Below are 18,743 nucleotides of genomic sequence, written 5' to 3'. Positions count from 1 at the left end.
GGCCGTCCGTGCGCACCCGGGAAACCGGGTGCGCACGGCGCCCGGGTGACCGATCATGGCGGCATGTCCGCGCAACCGCACGACGCACTGCCGATCCGGCTCAACGTCGACGACAGCGACTCCCCGTCCGATGTCGTCGACGCGCTGTTCCTCGGCCGCTTCGCGACGGGCGAGCAGCCGTACTCGCACGCCGTCACCATCGACCGCGTACGCTCCGGCGCGACCCTGCTGCCCGCGAACGCGCGGGTGCTGCGGACCGCCAGGGACGACGACCGCAGCGCCACTCTGGCCGAGGGTGAGGGCTGGACCCTGCTGGTCTCCCGCTGGAGCCGGGGCGCCGACGTCACGGTCACCGCGACCAGCGCCGAACTCGCCGCGAGGATCCTGGACGAGACCACCGACGGCGCGGCGGACGAACCCGAACCGCAGCCGGAGAACGTCACCATGGGCTTCTGGTACGTCTCCCCGCGCCGCGGCCCGCACCGCACCACCCGGCAGATCTCGGCGGGCACCTGGGAGGAGATCCGGCCCAACTACACGGCGCCGGTGGCGGACGCCATGGGCCGTCTGATGAAGACCACCCCCGAGGACATCTCGGGCCGGCTGCTCCTGCTGCACGGCCCGCCGGGCACCGGCAAGACCTCCGCGCTGCGCACACTGGCCCGGTCCTGGCGGGACTGGTGCCAGGTGGACTGCGTGCTGGACCCGGAGCGGCTCTTCTCCGACGTCGGCTATCTGATGGACATCGCGATCGGCGAGGAGGACGCGGCCGGCAAGGGCCGCTGGCGGCTGCTGCTCCTGGAGGACTGCGACGAACTGATCCGGGGCGAGGCCAAGCACACCGCCGGGCAGGCGCTGTCCCGGCTGCTGAACCTGACGGACGGCCTGCTCGGCCAGGGCCGCAACGTCCTGGTGGGCGTCACCACCAACGAGGACCTGGAACGCCTCCACCCGGCCGTGGTCCGCCCCGGCCGCTGCCTGGCCCGCATCGAGGTGGGCCGGCTGACCCGCGCGGAGGCGGTGGACTGGCTGGGCGCCGAGGAGGGCGTGGGCCGCGAGGGCGCGACCCTGGCCGAGCTGTACGCCCTGCGCCGCGGCACCTCCCCGACGTCCCTCCCGGAACCCCGGGGCGACGCGGACGCGGGCCTGTACCTGTAGGCGCTCCGGAGGACCGGCACAGGGCGAGCGACACAGCCGGAACTCACCGACCCCCTCAGGGCACAGGGTGAGCTACACAGCCGACGCTCACCCGCGCCCCTAGGGGCGCGGGACTGTGCCAACTTGCGGCTCCGCCGCGCGGGCGCGACCAGCCACAACGGCCCCGCAGCCGAAACGGAACCCCCACCGCGACGGCGCTCACGCCCCGTAAGCCGCACGCAGTGCGTCCCGCACGGCAGCCAGTGCCTCCTCCTCCGAGCAGCCGAGCCGCCGCGCCCTGGCGGCGAACTCCTGCGCCCCGGAGGCCAGCTCCCGCTCCGCCGCCGCCCCCGCGGCGGCGATCAGCGTCCCGTTGCGCCCCCGCGTCTCGATCACCCCGTCCGCCTCCAGCGCCCGGTACGCCTTGGCCACCGTGTTCACGGCGAGCCCGAGCGTCTCGGCCAGCCCCCGCACCGTCGGCAGCCGGTACCCCACGGGCAGCGCCCCCGACCGTGCCTGCTCGGAGATCTGCGCCCGTACCTGCTCGTACGGGGGCGCGCCGTCGTCGATCCGGATCTTCAAGGTCACGGCCCGATTGTCGCGCACCCCGGCGAAAAAGAGGAGGCGCTCCGGGCGCGGCCCCCGTAGCGTGCGCCTCCATGACAGTGTCCGTCCGCGATCTTCGCCCCGACGCCCGCGCCGACCTGGAGGGCTTCGCCCGCGTCCGGCACGCCGCGCTGCCCTTCATCCTCGTCACCCCGGAGTCCCTGGCCCACGACCTCACCCGTCTCCACCCCGACGCCCACTACCGCCCGCTGGTCGCCGTGGCCGACGGCGAGGTGATCGGCATGGCACAGGTGCACCTGACCCACGAGAGCACCGAGCCCGGCCAGGGCAACATCAACGTGTACGTGCACCCCGGGCACACCCGCCGGGGCGCCGGGACGCTGCTGGTGCGCGCCGCCGAGGAGCACCTGGCCGCGCACGGGGCGACCCGGCTGCTCTCCTGGGTGGTGGACGAGCCCGGCAACCGCGCCTTCGCCGAGGCGCACGGCTACCGGGCGAGCCGCTCCGCCCACTTCCTCCGCCTGGACCTGGCGAACGGCACCCTGCCCCCGCTCCAGGACCCGCCGCCGGGCGTGGAGCTGCGCCCGGGCTCGGACTTCGCCGGTGACCCGCGCCCGCTGTTCGAGCTGGACGCGGAGACGACGGCGGACGAGCCGAGCGACGTGGACCACGAGTTCACGGACTACCAGGCCTGGCTGGAGGAGACCTGGCGGCACCCCCTGTTCAGCCCCGGACTGACCACGGTGGCGCTGGTCGACGGCCGTCCCGCCGCGTTCTCCGCGGCCCGCACGGACGGCGGCACCCGGTACGGCACCGTCATGACCGGCACCGCCCGCGCCCACCGCGGCCGGGGTCTGGCCAAGCTCGCCAAGAACGACTCCCTGCATCGTGCCCGCGCGGCCGGGTACACGGAGGCGTTCACGGGCAACGACACCGGGAACGGGCCGATGATCGCGATCAACCAGTGGTTCGGGTACGAGATCTGCGGGACGGAGGTGCGGTATGTCCGCGCACTGGGCTGACGGGCCGACGCGGGTGGAAGTGGTCCTCGTCAAGGCGGGACGGATGAAGATCCGCTACCCGGCCGAGCTGCTCGCCGACGACGGCACCCGCGCCACCGTGCGCGCCCCGTGGGCGGGGGACGGCGTGCGCGACTTCGGCTTCGTCCGCTTCGAGCCCGGTGACGTCTTCACGGAGCACTACTGGCGCGACCGGTGGTACTCGGTGAAGGAGGTCCGCGCCGCCGACGGCACCCTCAAGGGCCACTACTGCGACATCACCCGGCCGGCCGAGCTCTCCGGCGGCCGGCTGGTCGTCGAGGATCTCGACCTGGACCTGTGGGTCTCCGCGGACGGCACGGACGTACGGCGGCTGGACGAGGACGAATTCGCGGCGAGCGGTCTGCTCACCACGGATCCCGAGGCGGCGGCCGCCGCGGTGGCGGCCCTCGACGAACTGGACGCCCGGGCCCGCGAGGGCGGGTTCGCCGCGCTGCTCGCCTGAGGGCACCGGGTCAGTCCGGGACCGCGACCACCGCGTACCGCTCGTCGTCCACGTCCCGGCCCCACAGCGCCGTCTCCCCGGACAGCGGCTCCACGTCCACCCGCCCGCCGAGCGGCGCCAGGAGGGCGGTGAGCCGCCCGGCGGGTATGCCGACCGGGCTCACCGTCCCCCACACGCCCTCGACCAGCACCAGCCGTCCGCCCGGGCGCAGCAGGTCCCGCCAGTGCCGCAGCGCCCGGTCCGGTTCGGGCAGCGTCCACAGCACATGCCGGACCAGGACGGCGTCGTAGCGCTCCTCGCCGACCGGTGGTGCCGTCGCGTCGCCGACGAGGAACACGGCGTCACGCCCGGCGAGCTTCCGCCGGGCGAGCGCCACCATCGCCGGGGACCGGTCGACGCCGGTCACCCGGTGTCCCCGCTCGGCCGCGAGGCGGGACAGGCTGCCGGTGCCGCAGCCGAGGTCGAGGACGTCGCCGGGCCGTCCCGGCAGCCAGGTTTCCAGCCGTGCCGCCCAGGCCGCGCGCACCCGGGGGTCGCGCAGCCCGTGGTCCGGCTCCTCGTCGAACGCGGCGGCCTCCGCGTCCCAGTCGACACCGTGTGTGCCCGCCCCGTCACCGTCGTGAATCGTCATGGCCCCAGAGTGACACCCCCCACTGACAATCGATTCGTGACAGCGGCCACAGACAGAACGGGACCGATGAGGAACTCTCCCCCGAAAGGTCTGCCTCCGTGAGAACACGGAACCCGGTGGACCCTGAAGGAGGCAGCCATGCGCCGTGTCACCGTGCAGAAGCCCCCGAGGAGGACGGACGTCCGCCGGATCCGTGAGGAGGCCGACGAGCGCCCCGCGGGACGGCCCGAGGTCCGCAAGGACATCGCCCGCACCTGGTGGCCCGACGGCTGACCGCCCGGACACCCGCCCGATCCGGGCACCTACCTGATCCCAGCCTGAGCACTCCCTTAACGCGGCCATAAGGATCTCTCTCCGCGGCCTTCGACAGGCGATTCCGCCGGTTCGGGGGGCTAGTTTCTGAGCCACCCCCCACGGGATTCACCACCCCCCACCCGATCCAGTGATCGCTGTCGAGGAGTTGCTGCCCCATGCCCGCACGCCGCAAGGCCGCTGTCGTCACCGCCGTCGGTCTCGTTCCGCTCGCCCTGACCGGGCTGTCCGCCGCGCCGGCGTCCGCGCACGGCTCGATGGGCGACCCGGTCAGCCGGGTCTCGCAGTGCTACGCCGAGGGCCCGGAGAGCCCGAAGTCGGCGGCGTGCCGGGCGGCGGTCGCGGCCGGCGGCACCCAGGCGCTGTACGACTGGAACGGCATCCGCATCGGCGACGCCGGCGGGCGCCACCAGGAGCTCATCCCCGACGGGAAGCTGTGCAGCGCCGGCAACGAGGAGTTCAAGGGGCTCGACCTGGCCCGCGCCGACTGGCCGACGACGAGCGTGAGCAGCGGTTCCCACACCTTCAAGTACCGCGTGACCGCCCCCCACAAGGGGACCTTCAAGGTGTACATCACCAAGCCCGGCTACGACCCGTCGCAGCCGCTGGCCTGGGACGACCTGGACCTGGCGAACCCGGTGGCGACCTCCACCGACCCGGCCGCCTCGGGCGGCTTCTACACGTTCACCGGCACTCTCCCCGAGCGCTCCGGCAAGCAGTTGCTGTACGCGGTCTGGCAGCGGTCGGACAGCCCGGAGGCGTTCTACTCCTGCTCGGACGTCACGTTCGGCGGGTCCCAGGCGGGCGGCTCGCAGGCGGGCGGGGACCAGGCAGGCGGGAACGGGGCAGGCAGTGGCGGTGAGGCCGCCGGCTCGGGAGACACCCCGAAGGAGGCCGCCGCCCCGGCGCCTGCCGCCTCCGCCCCGTCCGAGGAGCAGATCGAGGCCGGTGCCGACAAGTCGACCGTCGAGAACCACGGACACGGCGACGACGACCCCCACACCTCGGCGGAGCCGGCCGCGGCGGACGACGGCACCACCCCGGAGGCCGCCGACGACGGCACCACCGGCAACCAGGTGAAGGCCGCGGGGTCGTCGCAGAACCTCGCGGAGACCGGCGGCGACGGCAACACCCCGTACCTGATGGTCGGCGGCGCGGCGGCGCTGGCGCTCGGCTCGGCGGCGCTGTTCGCCTCCGCGCGGCGGCGCGCGACGACCGGGCGGCACGGCCGCTGAACCCGCCCCGGGGCCCTGTCCGGCGGCTCAGGCCGGACAGGGCCCCGACGCGCGTGTCCGCGTGGACACGTGTCAGTCGAAGACGGAGGCGCAGGTGGTGGGCTCGGCGTGGGCTGGGTCGAGGGCGTTGGCGACCTCGTGGAAGGCGACCCGGTCGAACAGCCCGATCGCCAGGTGCTCGGACAGGTCGAGCGGGCAGAGGTCCTGGAGCAGGACGTTGCGCACGTTCGGTCCGGTCAGGTATCCGCTGCGGTAGGGGGTGACGACCTCGTCGTACCGGGTGGCGATGACGGTGTAGCGGACGCCGGGCACCGTGTCGCCCCCCTCGTTGAGCCTGGTGAGGAAGTCGGAGCCGGCGACCTGGTCGGCGAGGGCGGGGGTGGCCTCGCTCAGCAGGTCCTCCGCGCCGGGGAAGTACGGCAGCAGCCGGGTGAGGCCGCTCAGGGTGGTGCCGTGGTTGCTGGGCGCGATGCCGACGAGGGCGTTCACCTCGTCGGCTCCGCCGAGGAACTTGAGGTAGTGACGCGGCATCATGCCGCCCTGGGAGTGGCCGACGAGGTCGGCCTCGGCGGCACCGGTGGCGGCGAGCACCTCGTCGACGAAGGCGTCGAGCTGTTCGGCGGACTTCTCGGTGGGGCCGAGGCCGTGGAAGAAGGGGACGCCGGGGAGCTGTCCGTAGTCGAGGGAGAAGACACAGTAGCCGCGGTGCTTCAGGTAGGGCGCGAGGCCCAGCCAGTTGTCGACCGCGTTGCCGAAGGTGCCGTGGACCAGAACCACGGGGCGGGGGTGGGCGGCGGAGGGCGCGCAGGACCAGTCGTTCCAGCCCGAGGCGGGCGCGGTGGCGGCGTGGGCGCCGGCGGCGGTGGGGAGGGTGAGGCCCGCGGCCAGCAGCAGCGCGGCGAGGGGTCTGATCACTCGCTTCCAGGGCAGCATCGCGTGATCTCCTTGCGGTACGGGGGAAGGGCGGGGGCCTTGCTCCCTGTGATCCGGATCACGAGGACACTGTTCACTCGTCAAGTTACGGGCGAGTAGTAAAACGGGGAAGTTACGCGTCGGTAAAAACTTCCGTCACCGACCGGCGACGACACGCCCTCACCTGATAAGGCGTCACCAAACGGGGCGAATCGGCCCGTCGGGCGCGATGCGCAGCAGCTTCCACGCCAGTTCGCGCACCTCCGCCTCCCCCAGCACCTCACCCCAGGCGCGTACGGCCTCCGCCGCCGCCTCCTCGGCCGCCCTGGTGCAGGCCCACCCCGCCTCGGTCAGCACGACGAGCCGGGCCCGCGCGTCCGCGGGGTGCGGGCGCCGCTCGGCGTACCCCTTGCGCACCAGCTCGTCGACGAGCTGGCTCGCGGCCTGCTTGGTCATCCCGAGGTGGACCGCGAGGTCGGTGACCGTCGCGCCGTCCGGGGCGAGCCGGGTGAAGGCGAAACCGTGCGCCGGCCGCACCCCCTCGAAGCCGCGGGCGACCACCCCGTCATGGATGCGCCGGGTGAGCTCGCCGGCGGCGGCGAGCAGGGCGGCGGACAGGGAGACGGCCTCGGAGTTCTGCACGGGGAGATTCAAGCACCTTGACCAAAAGGTCAAGCAGCTTGACTATATAGTCAAGCTGCTTGACTACCGAAGGAGATCATCGTGCCCGTCGTCCGCCCGTCCGACGCCGTCGTCCACGAGATGCACGGCGCCCGTTTCGTCTCGTACGCCGCCCCCTCGACCGGCAGCGAGGAGCTGTGCGCCTGGCGGGGCGAGATCCCCGCCGGCACCAGGGCGCCCGCGCACACCGTCAACCGGGAGGAGATCTTCCATCTGCTCTCCGGCGAGCTGCTGGTCACCCTCGACGGCACCGCCCACCGCGTCACCGCCGGCGACACGGTGATCATCAACCCCGGCGCGACCCTCGCCGTCGAGAACCCGGCCGCCGAGGTGGCCGTCTCCTGGGTCACCACGTCCCGCGGCCTGGAGGCGACCCTGGCCGACGGCACGCGCGTGGTGCCGCCGTGGGCCAACTGAGACCGGCCCGTCCCTCCGCGCGGAGGGACGGGCCGTCACAGGGGGGCGGGGTTCAGCCGATCTGGGTACCGGTCGCCGAGAGGGCCTCCGTCACCGGCTGGAAGAAGGTCGTACCGCCCGAGGTGCAGTCGCCGCTGCCGCCGGAGGTGAGGCCGACCGCGCTGCTGCCCGAGAAGAGCGAGCCGCCGCTGTCGCCGGGCTCGGCGCACACGTCGGTCTGGATGAGACCGTTGACGATGTCGCCGTTGCCGTAGTTCACGGTGGCGTCCAGACCGGTGACCGTGCCGGAGTGCACCTGGGTCGTGGAGCCGCTGCGGGTGACCCGCATGCCGACGGTGGCCTCGGCGGCGCCGGAGATCGCCTGCGTGGAGCCGTCGTAGAGGTTCACCTCGCTCGGGTGGGCCACGTCGGCGGTGTACTTGACCAGGCCGTAGTCGTCGCCCGGGAAGCTGGAGTCCGCGTTCTCGCCGATCACGGTGCCCGAGGAGTCCGACCAGGTGGAGATCCCCTCGGTGCAGTGCCCGGCGGTGAGGAAGTGCGGCTCGCCGCCCTTGGTCACGTTGAAGCCGAGCGAGCAGCGCCCGCCGTTGCCGGTGATGGCGTCACCGCCGGCCACGAAGGGCTTGTACTCGCCCTTGGTGCGCTGGAGTTCGGCCTTGGCACCCAGCCCGTCGACGACCTTCGTCAGCGTGGCCCACTCGGCCTCGGAGACGGTGCGGTCCGCGGTGACGACGACCTTGTTGGTGGTCGGGTCGGTCACCCAGGCGGTGCCCGGGATGGTGGCGTCCCGCTTCAGGGTGGTGCGCGCGCTCTTGAGCTCGGCGAGGGAGTTCGCCACGACTCTCGCCTCGGCGCCGGCCGACTCGACGGTCTCGGCGGCGGCCTCGTCGAGCACGTTCACCACGAGGGCCTTGCTCTTCGCGTCGTAGTACGTTCCCGCCGCGTCGGCGCCCAGGTCCTGGGCGAGCGTCGAGGCGAGTTTTCCGGCCGCTCCGATCGAGAGGGTCCGGGGCGCGGAGTCCGCCGGGACCTCGCTGGCGTTCGCAGTCTGGAAGGTGACCGCGCCGGCGGCCAGTGCGGCGATGCCCGCACCCGCCATGACCGCACGTCGCCTGGGTATGCGTCGGTGCTTCAACTCACGTCCTCCTGTGGGGGGACGGCCCGGGGAGGTTGTGGGGACCCCACCGGACCGGAAGGTGTACGGCGACGGGGGCAGAACACAGAAGAAGCCACGCCCGTGCCGGTCGAACGGCGCCTACTCTTCCGAACCCTGCGGGGAGCACACAAGGTCGACTTCAGGACGCGCGTACGGCAACAACCGTGCGCCCCCTATGTCCTGACTGGTCATGGACACGCAGGGTGGTTCGCACTGCAAACGCTACGGGGGAGTAACCGGCGGTACGGTACGCGGGATTCCGTCGTGGCTTGAATTCGACCCTCCGCACTCGTGGCAAGAACGAGCCCCCGCACGGCGATCGCGTGCGGGGGCTCGTGGTGCTGCCGACTGCGGGGGGACTCGCGGGACCGGTGGTACCGGCCGGTCCCGGCGATCCGCTCCTAGTAGACGCTGACGCCGTAGGCGCTCAGGGCCTCCGTCACCGGCTGGAAGAAGGTCGTACCGCCGGAGGAGCAGTCGCCGCTGCCGCCGGAGGTCAGACCGTACGCGGTGCCGTTGCTGCCGTAGAGCGCGCCACCGGAGTCGCCGGGCTCGGCGCAGACCGTGGTCTGGATGAGACCGGAGACGACGTCGCCGCCGCCGTAGTTGACGGTGGCGTTCAGGGCGGTGACGCGGCCGCTGTGGGTGCCGGTGGTGGAACCGTCGCGGATGACGGTGGTGCCCACGCTCGGGGTGGCCGCGCGGGTGATGTCCACGCCGTTGGCGGTGCCGGGACGGCTGACGGACCCGGTGTACCGGACGATGCCGTAGTCGTTGCCCGGGAAGCTGGAGCCGGCCGTCGAGCCGATGGCCGTGGTGCGCGCGGAGTTGGAGTACCAGGTGCCCGCGCCGTCGGTGCAGTGACCGGCGGTCAGGAAGTACTCGGCGCCGCTGCTGCTGCGGACGTTGAAGCCGAGGGAGCAGCGCCAGCTGCTCGCGTAGATGGCGTCGCCGCCCTGGATGAGCTTGCTGATCTTGCCCGGGGTGCGCTTGACGGTGATCGCCGCGGCGTCGTCCCCGGCCTCCCGCTTGATCTTGTCGATCTCGGCCTGGGAGACGGTGCTGTCGACGGTCAGGAGCACCCGGTTGGTCTTGCTGTCGACGGCCCAGGCGGTGCCCGGGACATCGGCCTCCAGCACCGAGCCGCTCACGCTCTTCAGTTCGGCGGAGCTGAAGGTGGTGGGGGTCTCGGCCGCGTTCGCGCTGGGGACCACGATCGCGGCAGCGGCCACGAAGCCGGTGGCTACGGCGATCAGCCGAGTCCGTCTCGAGATGCCGCTACGGGGGGTGGTGCGCTTGATCCTCACTTCTCGTTCCTCCACAAAGGAAGTAGGGGGCCCTCGTGGGGTTGTGGGCCCGGTGAGGCGCAGCCAGGGAGCCGGATGCCCGGATTCCGAACACGCCGTGCCCCTGACAAGCGCTGTGGGCGAGTATTCGGCCGACCGACCGTTCGGCGCAAGGGTGCCTTTTGGACGTGGACCTTTGAACCGTCTAGGAGATTTGGTCCGGGTGCGGGACCGCGTCACCCGTGGTCACCCCTCGCGGCACGACCGGTCGAACAGCCGCGCGTTGTCCGGAACTCGTCCCTCCGGATAGCCGGTCCGTCAGCAGCCGCAGTCGCACCCGCAGTCGCAGCCGTCGCAGCAACCGTCCTCACCGCAGCAGTTGCAGCACTCACAGCAGTTGCCGCAGTCGCCGCACCCGCTGCAGTCGCAGTTGGCGCAGGGTCCCTGCTTCTGCTCCCGGCTCCAGGGATCCTCATAGGTGCCGCAGCACAACTGGCAGGTGCAGGCGAGCCCCAGCCACACGGCGCAGCCGGCCAGCAGTCCGCGCCGGTCGCGGCGCGGCGGCTCGGGGGGCAACGGGCCACCGGGGGTGCCGGGAGGCGCGTAGGGGCCGGTTCCGTGGGCACAGGAGACCGTACCGAAGGCGCGATGGACGGAGTTGGGCAATTCATGGACGAGCAGCCGGTGCGCGAGACCGCCGTCGGTGAACTCCACTTCACGCAGCGCGAGCCGGATGCCGTGCACCGCGTCGTCGGCGAGCCGGCGGGCCTCCTCCAGCGGGGTTCCGGTGGCGGCGAGCGGGTTCCAGGCACCCGAGGCCGCGTCGGCCTCCCGGTCCTCCACCGCGTCCAGGAGGTGCGCGAGGCGCCCGAAGAGGCGTCCGGCCTCCGCGAGCGGTACGGCGTTGCCCGGCCGGCCGGCCAGCACCGCGGTGTGCGCGAAGGCCGCGGCCGTCGCGGTCTCGGTCGGCTCGGTGACGGTGAGGACCGGGGTGCCGGGCCCGGCGAGGGTCTCGATACCGGTCTGCCGGTCCACGGCGTCGACGAGGACGGCGGTGTCGAACCCGACGGCCGAACCGGCCCGCGCCCCCGCCCGGTCCCAGCTCGCCGCCACCCGCCGCGCGGCGAGCGCGACCGGCCTTCGTGCCAGCATCCCGTCGCCGTCGGCGACGTGGTCGCGCACCTTGGCGGAGGCGAGGACGAGGGAGACGGCCGCCGCGAGCCGCGCGCCCTCACCGTGCGCGACGGACGCGGTGCGCATACCGCGCAGCGGGCACGGTCCGGCGGTGCGCCGTCCCGCCTCCGGGCGCTCCGCCTGAGCCTCCGTCAGGACGGATATGAGAAGGCCGTCGTAGTTGGTGACGATCCGCGCGAGCTGCCCGTGGTCCCCGCGCAACGCGAGACACAGTCCGCACAGATGGGCCGTCCACTGGGCGGTGAGCTTCTCCCCGAGCCGGTGCCGACACGGCCTGACCATTCCGAACACGACGTCCCCCCGTGCAGTTGTACGACGTTCAGCGGCGGCATCGTATCGGCCACGGTGTTCACCCGTACGCACCGTTCCTCACCCGTACGCCGGGAAGAATCATATTTCACTCACAGTCAGCAGCCGTTTACACCAGGACCCTTGGGAAACCCGGACTCTCGACGGATCAGCTGTGCACCAGTACCGTCACAAACCCCCCGCGCGGCGTCTATCCACTTGGCGCGACCTCCGCATCATGGACGACCATAGGGATGCGGAAAGCAGAAAAAGACCGCTGTGAGAGGAGGCGTCCATGGGATCGGTACGCAAGGCGAGTGCCTGGCTCGGCCTCGTCGACGACAACGAAGACGAGCGTTACTACGACGACGACTACTCCGACGGGACCGAGCCCGGCGAGGCCTGGGTCACCGATCCGCGGGTCAAGGTGGCCGCGGACGTCGCCGAGGAGAGGGGGCGCCGGATCGGCACGGTCACCCCGGACAGCTTCCGGGACGCCCGCGCCATCGGTGAGCTGTTCCGCGAGGGCGTTCCCGTCATCATGAACCTCACCGCCATGGACGCCGGTGACGCCAAGCGCGTCGTCGACTTCGCCGCGGGCCTGATCTTCGGTCTGCGCGGTTCCATCGAGCGGGTGTCGAACCGGGTGTTCCTGCTCAGCCCGGCCGACACCGAGGTCGTCAGCGGTGAGCCGGCCGCGCACCGTTCGGACGGCTTCTTCAACCAGAGCTGAGGCAGGGCCGCTCACCGGCCCTGCCTCCCCGGAGGCTCACCGGAAGGCGTCGAGTCCGGTGAGCGCCTTGCCCAGCACGAGCTGGTGCATCTCCACGGTGCCCTCGTAGGTGAGCACCGATTCCAGGTTGGTCGCGTGCCGCATCACCGGGTACTCGAGCGAGATCCCGTTGGCACCGAGGATCGTCCGCGCCGTGCGGCAGATGTCGATGGCCTCGCGGACGTTGTTGAGCTTGCCGAAGCTGACCTGCTCGGGACGCAGGCGGCCGGCGTCCATGCGCCGCCCCAGATGGTGGGCGAGCAGAATCCCCTTGTGCAGTTCGACCGCCATGTCGGCGAGTTTGGCCTGGGTCAGCTGGAACCCTCCGATGGGCCGCCCGAACTGCTCCCGTGACTTCGCGTAGTCGACCGCCGCCTCGAAGGAGCTCCGCGCGGCGCCCATCGCGCCCCAGACGATCCCGTACCGGGCGTGCGAGAGGCAGCTGAGCGGGCCCTTGAGGCCGGTCACCTCGGGCAGCACGGCGTCGGCGGGCAGCCGTACGTCGTCGAGGACCAGCTCGCTGGTGACGGAGGCGCGCAGCGACCACTTGTGCTTGATCTCGGGTGCCGAGAAGCCGGGGGCGTCGGTGGGTACGACGAAGCCGCGGATCCCGTCCTCGGTCCCCGCCCACACCACGGCGACCCCGGCCACGGAGCCGTTGGTGATCCACATCTTGCGCCCGTTCAGCACCCAGTCCCCGCCGTCGCGCTTGGCGTGGGTGCGCATCGAGGCGGGGTCGGAGCCGTGGTCGGGTTCGGTGAGCCCGAAGCAGCCGATGACCTCGCCGGACGCCATCCGGGGCAGCCATCGCTGCTTCTGCTCCTCGCTGCCGAAGCGGTGGATGGCGTACATGGCGAGCGAGCCCTGCACGGAGACCAGCGAGCGGATCCCGGAGTCGGCCGCCTCCAGCTCCAGACAGGCGAGTCCGTACTGGACGGCGCTCGCGCCCGTGCAGCCGTAGCCGTCGAGAGACATGCCGAGCGCGCCGATCCCGCCGAGTTCCCGGGCCAGCTCCCGGATGCCGGGCAGCTCGCCCTTCTCGTACCAGTCGGCGACGTACGGGAGCACACGGTCGGCGGCCCAGGCGCGCACGGTGTCCCGGACGGCCAGGTCCTCCGGCTCCAGCAGGTCGTCGAGGCCGAGGGGGTCGGCGGGGTCGAAGGGGGGCAGCTTCGCGGACGCGGACATGGGGGCATCCTCCGGGAACGACAAAACTAGCAGTGCTAGTTACGGCTCTGGGCCGACGTTACGCGGCAGTCTCCCGCACGTCCACCCCGCGCCCCCACCCGCGCGGCGCTCGTCGCCGCTCGTCGAGAGGCGGACCTTTCCCAGGGGTGCGCCGCCGTCGGCGACCTGCGGTGGACGGGGCGCGCGGGCCGCTGCGACGACGAAGGACCGCGCGTGGACACGGACGACCGCGCGTGGACGCCGGGCGACGAAGGACCGCGCGGGACCGCACGCGGACACCGATGGCGGCCCGCCCCCACGGGTGATGCCCACCTCCTGACCGACGGTGAACGGGTGGTGCGCGGACGGGAGACCCATGCGGTCACACCGAGACGCGTGACTCCACCGCTTCCCGCGGCGCGGGCACCTCCGCGGCCGCCGCCTCGCACTGCATCGCCCGCGGCAACCTCAACGCCATCAACGCCCCGAGCAACAACAGCCCCGCGCTGACCAGCAACGTCACATGCAGCCCGTGCACAAACGCGTGCCGCGCCGCATCCCGCAGCGCACTCCCCGCCGGTCCACCGAGCCCGTCGGCCACCTCATAGGCCTCTCCCAGCGAGTGCGACGCCGCCGAGGACGCCGCTTCCGGCACCCCGGGCACCCCGGCGAGGCCGGGTCCGTACGCCGCGTTCATCACGCTGCCGAGGAGGGCGATCCCGATGCCGGCACCGAGCTGGTAGGAGGTCTCCCCGATCGCGGCCGCCCCGCCGGCCCGGTCCGGCGGGGCCTCGCTGAGCATCGACTCGTAGGCCCCGAACAGCGTGGTCTCCAGGCCGAAGCCGAGCAGGACGAAACCGGTGAGCAGCAGCGGGGCGTTGTCCTGTCCGCCCATCGCGGTCAGGACCACCACCGCGGCGGCCGTCAGGCAGAAACCGGAGCAGACCATGCGGCGCGGGCCGAACCGGCGCAGCATCCGCGCCCCCGCCAGGCCCGCCGCCATCGCCGCGATCGTCAGCGGCAGCAGGCGCAGCCCGGTCTCCAGCGGGGAGAGCCCGAGCACGAGCTGGAGGTACTGGGCCGCGATCAGTTCCAGGCCCACCAGGGCGAGCATCGCCAGCACGATGCAGCCCACCGACGTACTGAACGCCGGCCGGGCGAACATCCGCAGGTCGACCAGTGGATGCGTACGGCGCCGCTGCCGGCGCACGAAGGCGGCCAGCAGTCCGGCGCCCACGAGCAGCGGCAGCACGGTCCACACGCCGGCGGCGGAGGCGCCGCCGCCGAGCCGCTTCACGCCGAGGACCACCGCGAACAGTCCGGCGGCGGCCATCAGCGCGCCGGCCACGTCCCAGGGGCCGTCGCCCGCGCCCTTCGACTCGGGCAGCAGGATCCGCCCGACCGGGAGGCTGACCAGCATCAGCGGGATGTTGACCAGGAACACCGAGCCCCACCAGAAGTGCTCCAGCAGGAAGCCGCCGAGCAGGGGGCCGACCGCCGCGCCCACGGCGGCGACCGCGCTCCAGATGCCGATGGCGAGGGCCCGTTCGCGCCGGTCCGGGAAGACCTGGCGCAGGATCGACAGCGTCGCCGGCATGATCATCGCGCCGCCGACGCCGAGCAGCGCCCGTGCCACGATCAGCACCTGCGCGGTGTCCGCGAGGGCCGCCATGCCGGAGGCGACGCCGAACAGGGTGTAACCGAGCAGCAGGACGCGTCTGCGGCCGATCCGGTCGCCGAGGGTGCCGAAGAGGATCAGCAGCGAGGCGCAGACCAAGGGGTAGGCGTCGACGATCCAGAGCAGCTCCATCGCGCCGGGCCGCAGGTCCTCGGTGACGGCGGGGACCGCGACGTGCAGCACGGTGGCGTCGACGGCGACCAGCAGCAGGCTGACGCAGAGGACGACGAGTACCACCCAGCGGTTGGCACCGGCCCCGGCCGCCCGACGGCGCAGCGCGGCGGCGGCCGTGGTCGTCCCGGACATGTACACGTACCTCCCAGATGTTCCCTCGCGATCGGCGGGCTCACGGGGTCGGGGACTCCCCCGTGACTCGGCCGGAGAGGAGCGGTGGCCTCCGGCCCGCGCAGCGAACGGCGAGTGACACGTCAGAGTACGCGAGTGGGAGCCGGGGCCGAGTGGCGGGCGTCTCACAGCTCCGGCGGATCGGTGTGGCGTACACCACTTTCCCCGTCCGGGGCGCATGCCTTCCCCCGTCCGGGTCACACGTCCCGCCGGGCCGGGCGGTTCCGCTCCGGGTCGATAATCGGGCGCGTGAACGATCTCGACACGCGCGTCGTCCCGGCCCGCGCCGGTGCGCTGCGCCGGGCCGCGCCGGCGCTCCTCGGGTACGCCGCCGTGCGTGCCCTGGGCCTGGTCGTGCTGGCCCTGTGGAGCGGGGCGTGCGGCAAGGACGCGTACACCCTGCTGACCGCCCGCTGGGACTCGCTCTGGTACGCGGGGGTCGCCGAGCTGGGGTACGGCCACGAGGTGCGGCTGCCGGGCGGGGACGTCCATTCCGACCTGGCGTTCTTTCCGCTGCTCCCGTGGCTGGAGCGGCTGGTGACGGCGGTGTCGCCGTTGTCGTACGCCGACGGGGGCTTCGTGGTGAGCGTGCTCGCCTCGCTCGCGGCGGCCTGGGGGATCTTCGCGGTGGCCGACCATGTGCACGGGCGCCGGGCCGGGGTCTGCGCGGTGCTGCTGTGGGCGGTGCTGCCGGTCGGGATCGTGCAGTCGATGGCGTACAGCGAGTCCCTGTTCACCGCGCTCGCCGCGTGGTCGCTGTACGCCGTGCTGACGGGGCGCTGGGTGACGGCGGGTGCCCTGGCGGGCCTGGCGGGGCTGACCCGCCCGGTGGGGCTGGCGGTGGTCGCGGCGGTGTGGGCGGCGGGCATCGCCGCGTTCCTGCGGGAACGCACCTCCGCGCGGGAACGCTCCTCCCCCGCGCGGGAGCGGACCTCTTTCGCGCGGGATCGCAGCGCGGTGCCGGAGGACGGCGCGCGGGCCGGGGAACGCGCCGGCGCGCCCGGGATCGCACAGCGCACACAGGTGCCGGAGGGCGCCCCGTGTGCGACGGACACCTCCGGTGTGCGCCTGCGCCGGGCGCTCGGCATGCTCCTCGCGCCCCTCGGCGCCGCCGGTTACGTCCTGTGGGTCGGGTACCGGACCGGCGACGGGCCGCTGGGCTATCTCGACGTGCAGGCCGGCTGGCGGAACGGCTTCGACGGGGGGTATGCCTTCGCCCGCTTCGTCGCCGCCATGTTCACGTCGTTCCCGTCCGCCCTGGCGGGCCTCGGACTGGTGGCCGGCGTCGGCCTCGTGGTGTGGCTGTACGCCGTCTGCGTACGACAGCGCCAGCCCCTCCCCCTGCTGGTGTACGCCGGGGTCGTCACCGCGCTCGCCCTGGGCGCGTCGGGCTACTTCGGCTCGAAACCGCGGCTGCTGCTGCCCGCCTTCCCCCTGCTGCTGCCCCTCGCCCCGGCCCTGGCCCGCCTGTGTACGCCCAGGTCCGCGCTGGTCGTGGGGGCCGTCGCGACGGCCTCGGCGGTGTACGGGGCCTTCTGGCTGAACGGCTCCGGTCCGCCCTGACCCGCCCCACCCCGCCCCACCCCGCCCCGAGCGGCCGATGAGCGCCGAGGAAATTCCGCACCAGCCCCCGGTGAACGAATTCAAAAGCGCGATAAAACCCTCCCCCGGAATGATCAAAGGAATTGAAGTCCGCAGCATCCGGGGTTTGCGGATTCGCCGGAGATAAAGGCCCTCCTGAGAGGAATGCCACATCACATCGTCATCACAAAGAGGCTGATTCGACGGGGTTCCGCGCTCACTCGCTGTAACGTCGATTGGGTGCGTACCGAACCGAAGCCCACCCGCCTGGACCGGGTGTTCGCGAGGCTGGATCGTGAGCCGGAACGACCGGCTCTCATCGGCATGCCGCGAATGAGCCGGCACCGGATGGTGCTGTTCGGCGCCGCCCTGGCCTTCTACCTGGCGATCGTGTGGGCCGTACTGATCACCTCCTGGCTGGTCCGGCTGGACTGGCAGGTGATGTTCTTCCGCCCCTATCAGCAGTGGCCCGAGATCCACGCCTTCGTCGACTACTACGTGGTCCTCGGCCAGCGCGGCCCGACGGCGGTGATGGTGGCGGCCTGGCTGGGCTGGCGCTCCTGGCGGCAGCACACCCTGCGTCCGCTGCTCGCCCTCGGGGTCTCCCTGCTGCTGCTCAACGTCACCGTCGGTGCCGCGAAGTACGGCATGGGGCGCCTCGGACCGCACTACGCGACCGAGATCGGCTCGAACGAGATGTGGCTCGGCGGCGACATATTTCCCAGCGGCCACACCGCCAACGCCGTGGTGACCTGGGGAATCCTGGCCTATCTGGCCTCCACCCCGAGAGCGCGCCGCTGGCTGTCCGCGCTGTCGGCCGTGACCTCGCTCGGCGTGGGGCTGTCCACCGTCTACATCGGGACCCACTGGCTGAGCGATGTGATCCTGGGCTGGGTGGCGGGCCTGCTGATCCTGCTGGCACTGCCCTGGTTCGAGCCGGTCATCGCCCGCGCGGAGGCACGGATCCTCGCCCTGCGCGCCCGCCGGCGGGCGCCCCGGGGCGACACGGAGAAGGCCGGCGCTCCCGGGCGGCCCGTCGCGCTCAGGCCGCTCCCCGGCCGCGCGGACACGGCCCCCGAGCCGGTTCCCACGGGCCGCCCTGCCTCCCGGTCGCCCGCCTATCTGGCGCCCGGGCCGCATACGACCCGCGCGGAGCGCTCCCCGGTCACCCCGGCGGGCAGTCGCCGCCCGCAGCACGCGGAGCGCCATCCGCGCGGTACGACGTCGGCCGGCCGCCCCTGACGGGCGCACACGCGACGGCCCCGGTTCCGGTGAGGGAACCGGGGCCGTCGCCGTGTGTCAGCCCTTCCAGGCGCGCGCCACCAGGCCGTCCTTCACCTCGAAGTTCAGCCGGCCCACGCGGTACTCCATGGTGATGATCGTCCCCGGGGCCAGCGCCCGCACGGTCGACCAGCCGCGCTCCCGCGCGAGGTGCTCCGCCCGGTCCGCCGCGAGGCCGACATAGGCGTCCGGACTGTCGTGGGGTTCCGCGGAGGGTGTCGGAATGGGTGCCATGCGACCACGCTATGCCCTGGCCCGGAAGCGGGGAAGCCGGAGGCGGGAACACCCGGATGGATCCCCCGGCTGTCACACTTCTGTCACAGGATCACGACAGGCGTTCGTGACGGTGGCCGTCACCCGGACGGACGGTTCGGTACGCCTTCCGCAGGCATTCGAACGTAATTCCCGCGTGTCACACCACGAGCGTGATTAACTCCGGCGGAAAGTGCCGGGGGAAGTACTCCCGGGCCCCATTCCTTTTCCGCCGCCGCGCACGACCGCGCACGCCTGTGCGCACAGAAAACGCGCGTTTCCGTCACACGATCCGCCACGTCCTCTGTCGGTGACCGGCAGGGGCGAGCATCATGGCGTGGGCCCGGG

19 protein-coding genes are annotated in these 18,743 nt (G+C 72.6%); 9 read left to right on the top strand and 10 right to left on the bottom strand.

Annotation, left to right across the window (positions count from 1 at the left end; translation table 11 throughout):
- Positions 1–63 precede the first annotated feature (63 nt).
- Positions 64–1,158 (top strand): DUF5925 domain-containing protein, encoded by a 1,095-nt coding sequence (locus tag IH50_RS0126020; protein WP_030867053.1) that lies wholly within the window; start codon positions 64–66, stop codon positions 1,156–1,158.
- 198 nt (positions 1,159–1,356) lie between these two features.
- On the opposite strand, the gene IH50_RS0126015 is transcribed toward IH50_RS0126020, so the two are convergent.
- Positions 1,357–1,725, bottom strand: coding sequence for a GntR family transcriptional regulator (locus tag IH50_RS0126015; RefSeq protein WP_030867050.1), 369 nt, complete (start codon positions 1,723–1,725; stop codon positions 1,357–1,359).
- A gap of 71 nt (positions 1,726–1,796) precedes the next feature.
- On the opposite strand from IH50_RS0126015, the gene IH50_RS0126010 reads away from it, so the two are divergent.
- Complete coding sequence (locus IH50_RS0126010) at positions 1,797–2,726, top strand: GNAT family N-acetyltransferase (RefSeq protein WP_030867048.1); 930 nt, start codon at positions 1,797–1,799, stop codon at positions 2,724–2,726.
- Complete coding sequence (locus IH50_RS0126005) at positions 2,707–3,207, top strand: DUF402 domain-containing protein (protein ID WP_030867045.1); 501 nt, start codon at positions 2,707–2,709, stop codon at positions 3,205–3,207. The genes IH50_RS0126010 and IH50_RS0126005 overlap by 20 nt, the downstream gene beginning before the upstream one ends.
- A gap of 10 nt (positions 3,208–3,217) precedes the next feature.
- On the opposite strand, the gene IH50_RS0126000 is transcribed toward IH50_RS0126005, so the two are convergent.
- The gene (locus tag IH50_RS0126000) at positions 3,218–3,838 is read right to left on the bottom strand and encodes a class I SAM-dependent methyltransferase (protein WP_030867043.1); all 621 of its coding nucleotides are present in this window, start codon (positions 3,836–3,838) and stop codon (positions 3,218–3,220) included.
- A 138-nt stretch (positions 3,839–3,976) separates the two neighbouring features.
- Between IH50_RS0126000 and IH50_RS43195 the strand changes: the two genes are divergently transcribed.
- Both IH50_RS43195 and IH50_RS0125990 read left to right on the top strand, forming a co-directional pair.
- Positions 3,977–4,111 carry a hypothetical protein gene (locus IH50_RS43195; RefSeq protein WP_107062148.1) on the top strand — a complete coding sequence of 45 codons (135 nt, stop codon included), beginning with the start codon at positions 3,977–3,979 and terminating at the stop codon, positions 4,109–4,111.
- A 197-nt stretch (positions 4,112–4,308) separates the two neighbouring features.
- A complete protein-coding gene (locus tag IH50_RS0125990) occupies positions 4,309–5,385 on the top strand; it encodes a lytic polysaccharide monooxygenase auxiliary activity family 9 protein (RefSeq protein WP_030867038.1) in 1,077 nt (358 codons plus the stop codon).
- 72 nt (positions 5,386–5,457) lie between these two features.
- On the opposite strand, the gene IH50_RS0125985 is transcribed toward IH50_RS0125990, so the two are convergent.
- The gene (locus tag IH50_RS0125985; RefSeq protein ID WP_030867036.1) at positions 5,458–6,318 is read right to left on the bottom strand and encodes an esterase/lipase family protein; all 861 of its coding nucleotides are present in this window, start codon (positions 6,316–6,318) and stop codon (positions 5,458–5,460) included.
- Positions 6,319–6,492: 174 nt separating this feature from the next.
- Positions 6,493–6,939 carry a MarR family winged helix-turn-helix transcriptional regulator gene (locus IH50_RS0125980; protein ID WP_030867033.1) on the bottom strand — a complete coding sequence of 149 codons (447 nt, stop codon included), beginning with the start codon at positions 6,937–6,939 and terminating at the stop codon, positions 6,493–6,495.
- 81 nt (positions 6,940–7,020) lie between these two features.
- Between IH50_RS0125980 and IH50_RS0125975 the strand changes: the two genes are divergently transcribed.
- Positions 7,021–7,395, top strand: a complete 375-nt coding sequence (locus IH50_RS0125975; RefSeq protein ID WP_030867030.1) for a cupin domain-containing protein — start codon at positions 7,021–7,023, stop codon at positions 7,393–7,395.
- Positions 7,396–7,447: 52 nt separating this feature from the next.
- On the opposite strand, the gene IH50_RS0125970 is transcribed toward IH50_RS0125975, so the two are convergent.
- From IH50_RS0125970 to IH50_RS0125960, 3 genes are all read right to left on the bottom strand, one after another.
- Entirely contained in the window at positions 7,448–8,494 is a 1,047-nt protein-coding gene (locus IH50_RS0125970; protein ID WP_030867028.1) for a S1 family peptidase, read from the bottom strand.
- 458 nt (positions 8,495–8,952) lie between these two features.
- The gene (locus tag IH50_RS0125965; RefSeq protein ID WP_030867026.1) at positions 8,953–9,858 is read right to left on the bottom strand and encodes a S1 family peptidase; all 906 of its coding nucleotides are present in this window, start codon (positions 9,856–9,858) and stop codon (positions 8,953–8,955) included.
- A gap of 297 nt (positions 9,859–10,155) precedes the next feature.
- On the bottom strand, positions 10,156–11,322 hold the full coding sequence (locus IH50_RS0125960) for a DUF5685 family protein (RefSeq protein WP_030867024.1): 1,167 nt from the start codon (positions 11,320–11,322) through the stop codon (positions 10,156–10,158).
- Positions 11,323–11,614: 292 nt separating this feature from the next.
- On the opposite strand from IH50_RS0125960, the gene IH50_RS0125955 reads away from it, so the two are divergent.
- Positions 11,615–12,052 (top strand): cell division protein SepF, encoded by a 438-nt coding sequence (locus IH50_RS0125955; protein ID WP_004933240.1) that lies wholly within the window; start codon positions 11,615–11,617, stop codon positions 12,050–12,052.
- A 36-nt stretch (positions 12,053–12,088) separates the two neighbouring features.
- Here IH50_RS0125955 and IH50_RS0125950 read toward each other — a convergent pair whose 3' ends face one another.
- Both IH50_RS0125950 and IH50_RS0125945 read right to left on the bottom strand, forming a co-directional pair.
- The gene (locus IH50_RS0125950) at positions 12,089–13,279 is read right to left on the bottom strand and encodes an acyl-CoA dehydrogenase family protein (protein ID WP_030867018.1); all 1,191 of its coding nucleotides are present in this window, start codon (positions 13,277–13,279) and stop codon (positions 12,089–12,091) included.
- A gap of 361 nt (positions 13,280–13,640) precedes the next feature.
- Complete coding sequence (locus IH50_RS0125945) at positions 13,641–15,242, bottom strand: MFS transporter (protein WP_030867015.1); 1,602 nt, start codon at positions 15,240–15,242, stop codon at positions 13,641–13,643.
- A 288-nt stretch (positions 15,243–15,530) separates the two neighbouring features.
- On the opposite strand from IH50_RS0125945, the gene IH50_RS0125940 reads away from it, so the two are divergent.
- Together IH50_RS0125940 and IH50_RS0125935 are read left to right on the top strand one after the other, a co-directional pair.
- Positions 15,531–16,844 (top strand): glycosyltransferase family 39 protein, encoded by a 1,314-nt coding sequence (locus IH50_RS0125940; RefSeq protein ID WP_030867012.1) that lies wholly within the window; start codon positions 15,531–15,533, stop codon positions 16,842–16,844.
- Positions 16,845–17,102: 258 nt separating this feature from the next.
- The gene (locus IH50_RS0125935) at positions 17,103–18,104 is read left to right on the top strand and encodes a phosphatase PAP2 family protein (protein WP_030867009.1); all 1,002 of its coding nucleotides are present in this window, start codon (positions 17,103–17,105) and stop codon (positions 18,102–18,104) included.
- A 57-nt stretch (positions 18,105–18,161) separates the two neighbouring features.
- Here IH50_RS0125935 and IH50_RS0125930 read toward each other — a convergent pair whose 3' ends face one another.
- The gene (locus tag IH50_RS0125930) at positions 18,162–18,377 is read right to left on the bottom strand and encodes an I78 family peptidase inhibitor (protein WP_030867007.1); all 216 of its coding nucleotides are present in this window, start codon (positions 18,375–18,377) and stop codon (positions 18,162–18,164) included.
- Between the last annotated feature and the right edge of the window lie 366 nt (positions 18,378–18,743).

It is taken from the genome of Streptomyces sp. NRRL S-37 (assembly GCF_000721605.1).
GTDB lineage: Bacteria > Actinomycetota > Actinomycetes > Streptomycetales > Streptomycetaceae > Streptomyces.
The sequence above is the reverse complement of the archived record's forward strand: the minus strand, read 5'-3'. Positions and strand labels throughout refer to the sequence as shown.

Coding starts and splice junctions, on each gene's coding strand:
- IH50_RS0126020 (WP_030867053.1), top strand. CDS start 64: ATGTCCGCGCAACCGCACGACGCACTGCCGATCCGGCTCAACGTCGAC.
- IH50_RS43195 (WP_107062148.1), top strand. CDS start 3,977: ATGCGCCGTGTCACCGTGCAGAAGCCCCCGAGGAGGACGGACGTCCGC.
- IH50_RS0125985 (WP_030867036.1), bottom strand. CDS start 6,318: ATGCTGCCCTGGAAGCGAGTGATCAGACCCCTCGCCGCGCTGCTGCTG.
- IH50_RS0126010 (WP_030867048.1), top strand. CDS start 1,797: ATGACAGTGTCCGTCCGCGATCTTCGCCCCGACGCCCGCGCCGACCTG.
- IH50_RS0125930 (WP_030867007.1), bottom strand. CDS start 18,377: ATGGCACCCATTCCGACACCCTCCGCGGAACCCCACGACAGTCCGGAC.
- IH50_RS0125955 (WP_004933240.1), top strand. CDS start 11,615: ATGGGATCGGTACGCAAGGCGAGTGCCTGGCTCGGCCTCGTCGACGAC.
- IH50_RS0126005 (WP_030867045.1), top strand. CDS start 2,707: ATGTCCGCGCACTGGGCTGACGGGCCGACGCGGGTGGAAGTGGTCCTC.
- IH50_RS0125970 (WP_030867028.1), bottom strand. CDS start 8,494: ATGGCGGGTGCGGGCATCGCCGCACTGGCCGCCGGCGCGGTCACCTTC.
- IH50_RS0125945 (WP_030867015.1), bottom strand. CDS start 15,242: ATGTCCGGGACGACCACGGCCGCCGCCGCGCTGCGCCGTCGGGCGGCC.
- IH50_RS0125990 (WP_030867038.1), top strand. CDS start 4,309: ATGCCCGCACGCCGCAAGGCCGCTGTCGTCACCGCCGTCGGTCTCGTT.
- IH50_RS0126000 (WP_030867043.1), bottom strand. CDS start 3,838: ATGACGATTCACGACGGTGACGGGGCGGGCACACACGGTGTCGACTGG.
- IH50_RS0125950 (WP_030867018.1), bottom strand. CDS start 13,279: ATGTCCGCGTCCGCGAAGCTGCCCCCCTTCGACCCCGCCGACCCCCTC.